This is a genomic window from Streptomyces sp. NPDC006332, from assembly GCF_040612855.1.
Classification (GTDB): domain Bacteria; phylum Actinomycetota; class Actinomycetes; order Streptomycetales; family Streptomycetaceae; genus Streptomyces.
In genome coordinates, this window is the sequence record NZ_JBEXRA010000006.1 from 84874 (window position 1) to 97619 (window position 12746).

Sequence of the window (12746 nt, forward strand, 5' to 3'; positions counted from 1 at the left end):
CCCGGCTGGAATCCGCCGCTGCTCCGCCGTCCCGCACCATCGTCCGACGACTTCACATGGACCGGCGGACAACTGAACGGCGAACCGTTGGCCACATGTTAGCGATTCGTTGGTGTGGCCTGATGTGATCCCTGCATCGGAGCTGGCCCGACGGTGCGCGCGTACGACGCGCAACTCGGGGGAGTGTCGCCGTCGCGGCCGGGTTCGAGGACACGAGCGGGTCCCGGTCGTCGGAGGTGAGCGGCCGGGATCCGCGTCCGTGTGCGCCGCGCCCGACCGGCCGCAGCCCGCCGAGGCGGCGTCAGATCACCGGCGGACGGCCCAGGCGGGTCAGCCGCCACACCGTCCCCCAGCGCATCGGCCGCCGCTCCCCTGCCGGTTCCCGCAGCCCCTCGACGAAGCCGCCGAACCAGGCACGCAACCCGTCCGTGGACCGCACCCGCAGCAGCGTGAGCAGCATCCACACGCCCAGATGCACGGGGATGAGCGCCAGCGGAAGCCGACGGCGGACCAGCCAGACCCGGTTGCGGGCGTTCACCCTGTAGTAGATGGCGTGCCGGGCGGGCGAGGTCTTCGGGTGCTGGAGCAGCAGCTCGGGCGCGTACAGGATCCGCCAGCCGTGGTCGGCGGCCCGCCAGGCGAGGTCGGTCTCCTCGTGGGCGAAGAAGAACGCGGCCGGCCAGTCGCCGATCTGGTCGAGCATCGTCATGCGGAAGGCGTGCCCGCCGCCGAGGAACCCGGTGACGTAGCCGCCCCGCAGGGGGTCGGTGGAGCCGACCCGGGGCACGTGCCGCTGCTGGGTCTGACCGTGCTCGTCGGCGATGCGGAAGCCGACGATGCCGAGGCGCGGGTCGGCCGTGAACAACTCCCCCACGTGGCGCAGCACATCGGGGTCGACGAGCAGGCCGTCGTCGTCGAGCTCGACGACGATGTCGACGTCCGCGAACTCACGGAGCCGGGCGAGCGCCACGTTCCGTCCACCGGGGCAGCCGAGGTTCTCCTCGACCTCGACGGCGGTGACCTCACCGGGCAGCGAGAGCCGCCGGGCGAACTCGGGCAGCCGGCAGCCGTTGCCGACGATCACGATCCGGGTGGGAGCGAGGTCCTGCTTGGCCACGGACTCCAGGAGCGCGTCGACCTCCGCCGGCCGGTTCCCCATGGTCACCACGGCTACGGCGACTCTCGGCTCCGCCACGTCCTCACCTCATCCCGCCCGAACCAACCGCGCCCGCGATGCTAGCCGTTCACGGTAAGGACTTGATGAGTACGCCTGTTTGTCCGCCTGCTTGTCGATGGGCCGGGTCGGACACTGGTATGCGGCACATCGCCGCGGGCATGACGACGGGGCGGCCACGTCGAGCTCCGGTCCGGGCAGGAACCCCGACCGGCCCATTCCCAGCCGCGCGAAAAGCCCGTCGGCCGCCTCCACCAGGGGCCGGCCGGTGCTCCGCCGCACCATCTCGCCCAGCAGGATGAACCCGAGTTCGGCATACCCGAACCGCTCCCCATGCCCCGTCCAGTGCTCGAAGACCACGCGGTCCGCGACCCCGACGGCCATCACGGCGAAGGTACCGGCCCGCACCATCACTCCGACCGCCTCACTGGACACGAGTTCGCAACAAGCCATTGACGCATGCGTCGGCCACGGTGCAGTCTGCTCGCCAACGGTCGCCAAAACGTTTGGGCAGGGTATGGGAAAGCGACGAATCGGGATCAAGGACGTGGCTGCTGCCGCGGGGGTGTCCGTGACGACCGTCTCCCACATCCTCAACGAGGTCGAAGGCGCGCGGATCCATCCCGAGACCCGGGACCGGGTCCTCAAGGCCGCCGACGAGTTGGGTTACCGCCCCAACGGGCTCGCCCGGGGGCTGCGGCTGCGGCGTTCGGGAACGGTCGGATTCGTCAGCGACGAGATCGCCACCACGCCGTTCGCCGGACGGCTGATTCTCGGCGCGCAGGAGGAGGCGGCCCGGCACGGTCTGGTCCTCCTGCTGGTCAACACCGGCGGCAGCCATGATCTGGAGCGCCGCGGCATCGACCTGCTGCTGGAGCGCCAGGTGGAGGGCGTTCTGTACGCGGCGATGTACCACCGGCAGGTGGAACTGCCGCAGCAGCTGCGTCAGGTGCCGACGGTGATCCTGGACGCGCAGAGCACCGGAGCCGACGTGCCGTCCGTGGTCCCCGACGAGCGGCAGGGGGGCCACACCGCGGTTCGTGAGCTGATCGCGCACGGACACCGGCGCATCGGGTTCGCCACCAACGTGGACGACATCCCGGCGACCCGCGGCCGGCTGGCGGGGTACCGGGCCGCGTTGCTGGAGGCCGGGCTGCCCTGGGATCCGTCGCTGGTGGTGGCCGGGGCGTCCGACGCACGCGGGGGCTACGACGTGGCACTGGACCTCTTGGACCGCCCGGACCGGCCGACCGCGCTGTTCTGCTTCAACGACCGGATGGCGATGGGGGCCTACCGGGCCGCCGACGACCTGGGGCTTTCGATCCCCGGTGAGGTGTCGGTGGTGGGCTTCGACAACCAGGAACTGATCTGCGAGGGCGTGTACCCGGCTCTCACCACGGTCGCTCTGCCGCATTACGAGATGGGTGTCCGGGCGGTCCGTCTGCTGCTCGGTCTCATCGAACCGCCGACCGGGGCCGCGGCCTCGGCCGAGCAGGAAACGTTGCCCTGTCCGCTGGTGGCCAGGGCATCGGTCGCCTCACCGCCCGGATCGTGAGTCCGGGCGGCAAGGCTCTCACCGTTGCGGCGGCCGTCAGCACCGGCCGCTCGGACGGGGTCGCACACCCCGTCCAGTGATATGGAGGAACCCGTCCCATGGCAAGCAGAACCAGGCACCTCGCATGCGCGAGTGTAGCCACCCTGGCCGCCACCGCGCTCGTGGCCAGCTGCGCGTCCGCGAACGCCGGCAGCGGCTCGGGCAGCAGTGGCGACACCATCACCCTGTGGACCCACAACGCCGGCAACGCCGCCGAGTACGGCGTCGTGCAGCAGATCGTCAAGGACTTCAACGACGGCCAGAGCAAGTACAAGGTCAAGATTCAGGCGTTCCCGCAGGGTTCCTACAACGATTCGGTGGTGGCCGCGGCCTCCGCCAAGAAGCTGCCGTGCGTCCTCGACGTCGACGGGCCGAACGTCCCCAACTGGGCCTGGGGTGGATACCTCGCACCGCTGGATCTGTCCAAGGGCCAGGTCGCCGTGAAGGACCAGCTGCCCAGTACGGTCGGCAGATACCAGGGCAAGACCTACGCGTCCGGGTTCTACGACGTCGCGCTGACCCTGTACTCCCGCAAGTCGGTCCTGAAGAAGTACGACATCCGCGTCCCCACCCTCGACAAGCCCTGGACCAAGGCCGAGTTCACGGACGCGCTCGCCAAGCTGAAGGCGAGCGGCAAGTTCAAGAACGCGCTGGACCTCGGCACGGGTGACCCGGGTGAATGGTGGCCGTACGCGTACTCCCCGATGCTCCAGAGCTTCGGCGGCGACCTGATCGACCGCTCGACCTACAAGACCGCCAAGGGCGCACTGAACGGCGAGAAGGCCGTCGAGTGGGGCAAGTGGTTCCGCTCGATGGTCACGGACGGCTACGCGCCGCAGAAGTCCAGCAAGAGCCCCGGCGACGACTTCCGCAACGGCAAAACCGCCATCCAGTGGGACGGCAGCTGGTCGGCCCAGGCCAACATCGACAAGTTCGGCGGCGACCTCGCGATCCTCCCGCCGGTCGACTTCGGCGACGGACCGAAGATCGGCGGAGCATCCTGGCAGTGGGGCATGAGTTCGACCTGCTCCAACAAAGAGGGCGCCCAGGCGTATCTGAACTTCGCACGGCAGACGAAGTACTTCGTGGACTTCGCCAAGGCCACCGGCACCATCCCCGCCACGAACGCGGCGGCGAAGCAGGTGAAGGGCTACGAGGCGGGCGGTCAGTTCAACGTCTTCCTCAAGGAAGCGCAGAAGTTCGCGGTGGTCCGGCCCGTCACCCCGGCCTACCCCTACATCTCCACGGTGTTCTCCAAGACCGCGATGGACATCCTGGCCGGCGCCGATGTCAAGGGCGCCCTCGACCAGGCCGTCAGTCAGATCGACAACAACCTGTCGACCAGCGGCTACTCCACCGGCAGCTGACCGCGTCCGCCCGTCCCAGGCGGACGCGGTTCCTCCCTCCGCGTCCGCCGGGGCACGTACCTGCCTGGATGTCCCATGCCCACCACAATGTCGTCAATGTCCACCCGTTCGAGCGCCGCCGGCGCCCCACCTGCCCGACCTGCGATGCGGCGGCGCGCACGGCGCAGAGAGAGCCTCACCGCACTCGGCATGGTGAGTCCCGCCGTATTCCTGCTGGTGATGTTCATCGTCATCCCGGTACTGCTGGCCTTCGCCCTGGCGTTCACCAACGCCCGCCTGGTGTCGCCGACTCCGGCCCAATTCACGGGCCTGCAGAACTTCCGCACCCTGCTGGACGACCCGCTGTTCTACAAGTCGCTGCGGAACACCTTCTACTTCGCGGCGATCGTCGTCCCGCTGCAGGGCGGGCTGGCGCTGGTGCTCGCCCTGCTCGTCAACGCCAAGGTCAAAGGCGTCAACTTCTTCCGCACCGTCTACTTCCTCCCGGTCGTCACCTCGATGGTCGTGGTCTCCATCCTGTGGACGCTGCTGTACCAGAAGACCGGGCTGGTCAACGAGATCATCTCCCACCTCACCTTCGGCCTGGTGCACGGACCGGACTGGCTGAACGACCCGTCCACGTCCATGCCCGCCATCATCGTCATGTCCGTCTGGCAGGGCGTCGGCTTCCACATGATCATCTGGCTGGCCGGACTGCAGACGATCCCACAGGACCTGTACGAGGCAGCCGACATGGACGGGGCCACCCGCTGGACGCGCTTTCGGCACGTGACCTGGCCCGGCCTCAGCGCCACCCGCACCTTCGTGCTCATCACCATCACCATCAGCGCGTTCGCCCTGTTCACCCAGGTCAGCGTGATGACGCAGGGCGGGCCCCTGGACTCCACCAGCACGGTCGTCTACCAGGCCGTACGGACCGGATACAGCCAGCAGCAGACCGGATACGCGTCCGCGATCTCGCTCGTCTTCTTCGTTCTGGTGCTGGCCGTCTCCCTCGTCCAGCGCTTCCTCACCCGGGAGAAGGACTGACATGACCTCCATATCCCCCGCTCCCGCCCGTCCGGGACGCCGCCGGAGGACGTCGCCGCGCCGGATCGGCCTGCAGACGGCGCGTATCGCGCTCGCGTTGTTCTTCTCGTTCCCGATCGTCTTCATGCTGGTGTCGTCGCTCAAGCCCGACGAGCAGATCTTCGGCGACCTCGACGGCATCAGGGCGTTCCTGCCGGTCGGCCACCTGTCCCTGGACAACTACAGCGGGGTCTTCGACCGGGTGCCCGCCATCCGGTTCCTGCTCAACTCCGTCGGGATCTCCGCCGTCACCGTGGCGCTGAGCATCTTCGTCAACAGCCTCGCGGCGTTCGCGCTGTCCCGGATGCGGTGGCGCGGCAAGAAGATCGTCCTCACCGCGGTGATCGCGACGCTGATCGTGCCGTTCGAGACCTTCGCCCTGCCGATGGTCTGGTGGGTCAACAAGCTGCCCTGGCTACAGCTGGAGGGCGGCCGGATCGTCGTGACCGAGGGCTGGCTGGACACCTACCAGGTGCAGATCCTGCCGTTCGTCGGCAACGCCCTCTTCATCTTCCTGTTCCACCAGTACTTCCAGAGCATCCCCAAGGAACTCGACGAAGCGGCGGTCATCGACGGAGCGAGCTGGTTCGGCATCTACCGACGGATCGTCATGCCGCTGTCCGGTCCCGCCGTCGCCACCGTGGCCATCCTGGCCTTCCTGCCGATGTGGAACGCCTACCTCTGGCCGCTGATGGTCGTCCAGAGCGAGCAGCTGCGGCCGGTCATGGTCGGCATCGACTACTTCTTCCAGCTCAAGCCCTCCTGGGGCCAGATCATGGCGTACTCGTCGATGATCACCGTGCCGGTGCTCGCACTGTTCGTGGCCTTCCAGCGCGCCTTCGTCAGCAGCATCGCCTCCAGCGGCGTCAAGGGCTGAACCCCGCCGGTCTCACGCCCCCTCTTCCGCCACCCCCCTGTGCCTCGCGCACCCCTTCGAAAGGCCCCGTGTGTCCACGCCGCCCGTCGACCCCCACCTGCCCGCCGTACACCTGCGCCCGCCCCGCAACTGGATCAACGACCCCAACGGGCTGGTCTTCCACGACGGCCACTACCACGTGTTCTTCCAGTACAACCCGTACGGCCCGCAGCACGCGAACATGCACTGGGGCCACTTCCGCAGCCCCGACCTGATCACCTGGGAAGAACTCCCCGTCGCACTCGCCCCCACCCCCGGCGGCGACGACGCCGACGGCTGCTTCTCCGGCAACGCCGTCTCCGTCGACGGCCGGCTGGTGGCCTTCTACTCCGCCAACCGCACCGGCCGCTGGTGGCAGCCGGTCACCACCGCCGAATCGCAAGACGGCGGCCACACCTGGGCCAAGCGGCCACAGGCGCTCATCCCCCAACCGCCCGCTGACACCACCATGTACCGCGACCCCTATGTCTGGCAGCAGGACGGCCGCTGGCGGATGCTGGTCGGCTCGGCCCTCGCCGACGGTCGGGGCGCCGCCCAGCTGTACGAGTCGGCGGACCTGGACCACTGGCAGCACCTCGGCGCTTTCGCCGCCGACGCCCCGAGGCCGCTGCCCGGCGGCACCGACACCGGTGTCGGCTGGGAGTGCCCCCAGTACGCCCTCTGGCCGACCCCCGACGGCCGCGAGCGGCGCGGCCTGCTCATCGTCAGCGCCTGGGACACCGACAGCGGTCCCCGGACAACCGCCGCCTACCCCGGCCACGAGACCCCCGACGGCACCTTCCACCCGTCCGCACCCGTACGCCTCGACCACGGCCCGGACTTCTACGCCCCCGCGCTGCTGCGCGCCCCGGGCGGGCGCCTGCTGCTGTGGGCCTGGTCGTGGGAAGCCCGCGAACCCACCTGGGTACGGGAGGCGGGCTGGGCGGGCCTGCTCACCCTCCCCCGCGAGATCTCCCTCGCGGCCGACGGCACCGTCCACCAGCGGCCCGCCGGGGAGGTCGCCGAACTACGGGGTGAGCGGCTTCTGCACGCCACCGGCCGTGCCCAGGCGGACTGGACCGTACTCGGCGAACTCGGCGGCACCTTCGACCTCACCGCCCGGCTCACGCCTTCGTCGGGCCGGCCGGGCGGTCTCCGGCTGAGCACCTCGGCCGACGGAGACGAACACCTGGACGTCACGGTCGACACCGACGCCGGCGAAGTGGTCGTCGACCGCTCCCACGCCTCCCGCGACCCACGGGCAGTCGGCGGCGCCTACCGCATCCCCTGTCCGGCGGCCCGCTCCGGGGCGCCGGTCGAACTGCGCATGGTGGCCGACCGGTCCGTCCTCGAACTCTTCCTCAGCACCGGAGAAGCCCTGACCCTGCGTTTCTACCCGCTCTCCCCCGCCCCCTGGTCCCTGCACGCCCAGTCCGTCGACTTCACCGTCCAGGCCTGGAATCTCGGGGCCCCCGCGAAGCCCGTACCCGGCACCGCGGCCGAAGACGCCCTCCACGCGCACCGCCCGCTTCCCGCAGAAGGAGCACCATGTCCACAAGCACCCGTCCCCGCCGCAGACTCCTCACGGCTCTGACCATCCTGTCCGGGCTTGGCCTGCTCGCCGCCACGCCGGCCGCCGCCGACACCCTCTACCACGAGCGGTACCGGCCCCAGTTCCACTTCACCCCGGCCCAGAACTGGATGAACGACCCCAACGGCCTGATCTGGTACAAGGGCCGGTACCACCTGTTCTTCCAGTACAACCCGTCCGGCAACGACTGGGGCAACATGTCCTGGGGCCACGCCGTCAGCACGGACCTCGTCCACTGGAAACAGCTCCCGGTCGCCATCCCCCAGGACGACGAGGAGATGGTCTTCTCCGGCAGCGTGGTCCTGGACAAGGACAACACCACCGGCTTCGGGACCAGGGCCAACCCGGCCCTGGTCGCCGTCTACACCAGCCTGGTGAAGTCCACCGGCGTCCAGCGGCAGTCCCTGGCGTACAGCACCGACGGCGGCACCACCTGGACCAAGTACTCCGGCAACCCGGTACTCGACCTGGCTTCCGCCAACTTCCGCGACCCGAAGGTCTTCTGGTATGCCCCCACCCGCAGCTGGTTGATGGCCGTCGCCCTCTCCGACCAGCACAAGATCTCCTTCTACAGCTCTCCCGACCTCAAGCACTGGAACCACCTGAGCGACTTCGGCCCGGCGGGCGCGACCGGCGGGGTGTGGGAGTGCCCGGACCTGTTCCCGCTGCCCGTGGACGGCGACCCGAAGAAGACCAAGTGGGTCCTGGCGGTCAACCTCAACCCCGGTGCCATCGCGGGCGGCTCGGGTGCCCAGTACTTCGTCGGAGACTTCGACGGCAAGAAGTTCACCGCCGACGACAGCGGCCCCTACACCGCGCCCGGCGGCACCTCGCTGCAGGACTTCGAGTCCGGATCCTTCGGCGAATGGACCGCCACCGGGAACGCGTTCGGCACCGCGCCGGCCACCGGGGCGCTGGACGGCCAGAGTCCGGTCACCGGCTTCGACGGCAAGGGCTTCGCCAACAGCTTCCACGGCGGCGACGCCCCCACCGGCACGCTGACCTCGCCCGCGTTCACGGTGACCAGCAACTACATCAACTTCAAGGTCGGCGGCGGCAACCACCCGTACCGGCCCGGCTCCGTCCTGGGCGACGCGCCGGCACCGACCGGGGAGACACTCGCCGACTTCGAGGGCGGCACCTACTCCAGCCCCATCGGCGACTGGACCACCACCGGCGACGCGTTCGGCACCGCGCCGGCCCAGGGCACCCTTCCCAACCAGCAGGAGGTCTCCGGCTATCTCGGCAACGGACTCGCCAACAGCTACCTGAACGGCGACGCCTCCACCGGCACCCTGACCTCACCGGCCTTCACCATCGACAAGAAGTACCTGGACTTCCTCATCGGTGGCGGCTACCACGCCGCGAACTCCGACGCCCCCACGGCCATCGAACTCGTCGTCGACGGCAAGGTGGTGCGCTCCGCCACCGGCGCCAACGCCGAGGCCCTGAACTGGGCCTCCTGGGACCTGTCCGACCTGCAGGGCAAGCAGGCCCAGATCAAGGTCGTGGACGCCAACGCGGGAGGCTGGGGCCACGTCAACGTCGACCAGGTCGTCCTCTCCGACACCCAGGCACAGCCCCGCTCCGAGGAGACCGGCGTCAACCTCCTCGTCGACGGCAAGATCGTGCAGAGCGCCACCGGCGCCAACTCCGAGAACCTGGACTGGGCCTCCTTCAACACCGCCGCCTACAAGGGCAAGCAGGTCCAGCTCCAGGTCGTCGACGCCAACACCGGCGGCTGGGCACACGTCCTCGCCGACCAGTTCACCGCCGCCGACAAGCCCGCCCTGTCCAGCACCCAGCGCGCCCACTGGCTCGACTACGGCCAGGACTTCTACGCCGCCAACACCTTCAACGACGTCCCGGGCGGACGGCGCGTCATGACCGCCTGGATGAACAGCTGGAACTACGGCGGGAACATCCCCACCAGCCCCTGGCGCAGCGCCGACACCTTCCCCCGCCAGCTCTCGCTGCGGACCGTGAACGGCGGGACCCAGCTGATACAGCAGCCCGTCAGCGAACTGAAGACCCTTCGCGGCACCGAAACCGACGTCCCCGCGACCACCGTCACCGACGGCACCACCCCCCTCGGCGTGCACGGCAGCACCCTCGAACTCAAGGCCGACCTGACCCCGGGCACGGCCGACCGCTTCGGCCTCGACGTCCGAACCGGCGCCGGACAGCGCACCCGGATCGGCTACGACACCGGCACCGGCGAGATCTACCTGGACCGCACCGCCTCGGGCGCGACCGACTTCGACCCCACCTTCTCCAGCACCGAGCACGCCCCCCTCGCCCTCGACGGCAAGCCCCTGCACCTGCGTGTCCTCGTCGACGCCTCCTCCGTCGAGGTCTACGCCGAGAACGAGCGCGGCGAACAGGTCGTCCTCACCGACCAGATCTTCCCCGACCCCTCCAGCACCGGTGTCGACGTCTTCGCCGACAACGGAACCGCCAGCCTCACCCGCCTTCAGGCGTGGCGGCTGGCCTCCATCTGGAAGTGACTGACCGCCCGGGTGTGTTGCCACGGCACGTCGGTGCCGGGCGGCGCACCCGGCGGTACGTGAACGCGGCAGGCGTCGCGAGGTCGATATGGCTGCCGCCGGGCCGGGGGCTGATCAGTCGCCGGTGTCGGTTCAGTCGGTTGTGTCGGTTCAGTCGCCTGGGTCCATTCAGACCTGGCGGGAGCCCCCGGCCGCGATCTCGCCCGAGCCCCGCTGGATCAGCCGGGTCGGCACGGTGACCGTGCGGGTGGGGGACGGGTCGCCGTCCAGGCGGCGGAAGAGCATGTCGGCGGCTGTCCGGCCCAGTTGCTCGACGTTCTGGGCGATGACGGAGATGCCCGGGCTGAGGATGTCGGCCAGCGGGAAGTCGTCGAAGCCGACGTGGGCGACGGTGTCCTGGAGGCCGAGGGCACGCAGGGCGCGTACCGCCCCTATGGTGACGAAGTTCTGGCTGGTGAACAGCGCGGTGGGCGGGTTGGGCAGGGACAGGAGCCGCTCGGTGGCGGCGATCGCGGATTCCTCGCTGGCCCCCGTGTGCCGGACGATGTCGTCGTCGTACTTGATGTGCGCGACTTCCAGGGCGTGCCGGTAGCCGTCGAAGCGCTGGGCGGCGGTGGGGATGGACGCCCGGTCGCCGAGGTAGGCGATGCGGCGGTGGCCGGTCGCCAGCAGGTGGTTGACGGCGGTGACGGCACCCTGGCGGTTGTCGGAGACGACGGCGTCGGCGTCGAGCAGGCCCGCCTCGCGGTCGACGAAGACCATGCAGGTGCCGGAACGCTGCTCGCTGATCAGGTAGCTCTGGTCGCGTCCGGCCGGGACGATCACGAGCCCGTCGACCCGCCGGTCGATGAGCGCCCGGGTCAGCTCCCGCTCACGGGCCGGGTCCTCGTCGAGGCTGCCGACCAGCACCAGCACTCCGCGTTCCCGCGCCACGTTCTCGACGGTCCGGGTCAGGGCGGCGGAGAAGGGGTTCGCGGCGTCCTCGACGAGCATGCCGATGGTGGCCGTACGGCCGTCCCCGCGGCGCAGGCTGCTGGCGGTCAGGTTGGGCCGGTAGCCGAGTTGGTCCGCGGCTTCGCGGACCCTGGCGGCGATCGCCGGATCGACCGTGGGGACGCCGTTGACCACGCGCGAGACCGTCTTGATGGCCACTCCGGCCAGCGCGGCAACCTCGCGCATGGTGGGCCGGCTTCGGGGCGACCGTGAAGGCGGCTCGTCCTGAGTCATCGTTGTCTCCAAGCGGTTTCACGTTACCGACTCGTTGCGTGGCCATGTTTACCAGTGTCTTGACGCGCTCGTCCATGGGGGACCACTATCCCGTCAGTCAACGTTGTCTCGGCATCGGCCGACGACGGTCCCCGGAAGGGTTTCCAGCATGAACATGCCAATCAACCAGGTGCCGGGCCGCCGGAGCCGGCGTACCACCGCGGCGATGACGGTCGGTCTGACGGTCTGCCTCACGGCGGCCCTCGGGGCGTGCGGCTCCGGCTCATCCGGAAGCTCCTCGTCCGCCTCGGGCGGCGGCGACAAGGTCGGCGTCTCGCTGATCCTGAAGACGCTCACCAACCCGTACTTCGTGAGCATGCAGAAGGACGCCAAGGCCCAGGCCGCCAAGGACAACGTGGGACTCACCGTGGCGGCGGGCAGCACCGACGGTGACACCCAGACCCAGATAACCGCCATCGACAACGCCATCTCGCGCGGCGACAAGGGCATCCTGATCACCACCAACGGCGACGCGGTGAACGCCGCGCTGAACCGCGCCAAGCAGGCCGGCCTGTTCGTGATCGCCCTGGACACCGCGCCGAACCCGGCGAACGTCGCGGACATCACCTACGCCACCGACAACCACCAGGCCGGCAAGCTCGACGGCCAGTACGCCGCGGCCGCCCTGAACGGCAAGCCGGCGGTCATCGCCATGCTCGACCTGTTCAACAACCAGGTCGTGTCCGTGGACATCGACCGCGACCACGGCTTCCTGGAGGGCATGGGCATCGCCCCCGGCAGCAAGACCGAGAACGGCAAGGAAGCCAAGAGCGGCAAGTACACCGGCGGCAAGGGCGGCTCGTACACGATCGCCTGCCACCAGCCCACCCAGGGCGCCATCGACGGCGGACGCACCGCGATGGAGAACTGCCTGTCCGCCAACCCGAACATCAACGTCGTCTACGCCATCAACGAGCCCGCCGGCGAGGGCGCGTACAACGCGCTGAAGGCGGCCGGCAAGGAGAAGAGCGTCGCGATCTACGCGATCGACGGCAGCTGCTCCGGCCTGAAGAACGTCACCAGCGGCAAGTTCGCCGCCGACGCCGTCCAGTACCCGGGCAAGATGGCGTCCCTGGGCGTGAGTTCGATCGCCAAGCTGGCCCGCGGCGGCAGCAAGCCCAGCGTCACCAACGGCAAGACCTTCTACGACACCGGCACCGCCCTGGTGGCCGCCAAGTCCGTGGGCGGCCTGACCGTGCAGTCCCCCTCGCAGGCCGCCTCCGCCTGCTGGGGCAGCTGACACCCGCACCGCCTGCGACGCCGGAGGCCGCCGGCGTCGCACCC

At 69.6% G+C, this 12746-nt stretch carries 10 protein-coding genes; 7 read left to right on the forward strand and 3 right to left on the reverse strand.

The annotated features are described in order from the left end of the window. Positions 1 to 301: 301 nt before the first annotated feature. Positions 302 to 1195 carry a glycosyltransferase gene (locus ABZ027_RS07945; protein WP_356765526.1) on the reverse strand — a complete coding sequence of 298 codons (894 nt, stop codon included), beginning with the start codon at positions 1193 to 1195 and terminating at the stop codon, positions 302 to 304. A gap of 9 nt (positions 1196 to 1204) precedes the next feature. After that, positions 1205 to 1558, reverse strand: coding sequence for a hypothetical protein (locus ABZ027_RS07950; protein WP_356765528.1), 354 nt, complete (start codon positions 1556 to 1558; stop codon positions 1205 to 1207). Positions 1559 to 1691: 133 nt separating this feature from the next. On the opposite strand from ABZ027_RS07950, the gene ABZ027_RS07955 reads away from it, so the two are divergent. The 6 genes from ABZ027_RS07955 to ABZ027_RS07980 all read left to right on the forward strand — a co-directional run bounded on the left by ABZ027_RS07955 (position 1692) and on the right by ABZ027_RS07980 (position 10196). Further along, on the forward strand, positions 1692 to 2729 hold the full coding sequence (locus ABZ027_RS07955; protein WP_356765530.1) for a LacI family DNA-binding transcriptional regulator: 1038 nt from the start codon (positions 1692 to 1694) through the stop codon (positions 2727 to 2729). Between the two features lie 98 nt (positions 2730 to 2827). Further along, entirely contained in the window at positions 2828 to 4135 is a 1308-nt protein-coding gene (locus tag ABZ027_RS07960) for a sugar ABC transporter substrate-binding protein (RefSeq protein WP_356765532.1), read from the forward strand. A 96-nt stretch (positions 4136 to 4231) separates the two neighbouring features. Continuing rightward, positions 4232 to 5164: a sugar ABC transporter permease gene (locus ABZ027_RS07965; RefSeq protein ID WP_356765534.1), complete on the forward strand. Its 933-nt coding sequence runs from the start codon at positions 4232 to 4234 to the stop codon at positions 5162 to 5164. Between the two features lies 1 nt (position 5165). After that, entirely contained in the window at positions 5166 to 6080 is a 915-nt protein-coding gene (locus ABZ027_RS07970) for a carbohydrate ABC transporter permease (RefSeq protein WP_356765536.1), read from the forward strand. 70 nt (positions 6081 to 6150) lie between these two features. Further along, positions 6151 to 7692, forward strand: a complete 1542-nt coding sequence (locus tag ABZ027_RS07975) for a glycoside hydrolase family 32 protein (protein WP_356765538.1) — start codon at positions 6151 to 6153, stop codon at positions 7690 to 7692. Then, the gene (locus ABZ027_RS07980) at positions 7647 to 10196 is read left to right on the forward strand and encodes a GH32 C-terminal domain-containing protein (RefSeq protein WP_356765540.1); all 2550 of its coding nucleotides are present in this window, start codon (positions 7647 to 7649) and stop codon (positions 10194 to 10196) included. Before ABZ027_RS07975 ends, ABZ027_RS07980 begins: the two co-directional genes overlap by 46 nt. Before the next feature lie 168 nt (positions 10197 to 10364). Here the strand turns inward: ABZ027_RS07980 and ABZ027_RS07985 are convergent, their stop codons facing one another. After that, on the reverse strand, positions 10365 to 11423 hold the full coding sequence (locus ABZ027_RS07985) for a LacI family DNA-binding transcriptional regulator (protein ID WP_356765542.1): 1059 nt from the start codon (positions 11421 to 11423) through the stop codon (positions 10365 to 10367). 148 nt (positions 11424 to 11571) lie between these two features. Here ABZ027_RS07985 and ABZ027_RS07990 point away from each other — a divergent pair, with 148 nt between their 5' ends. Next, a complete protein-coding gene (locus tag ABZ027_RS07990) occupies positions 11572 to 12702 on the forward strand; it encodes a substrate-binding domain-containing protein (RefSeq protein ID WP_356765544.1) in 1131 nt (376 codons plus the stop codon). The last annotated feature ends 44 nt before the right edge of the window (positions 12703 to 12746 follow it).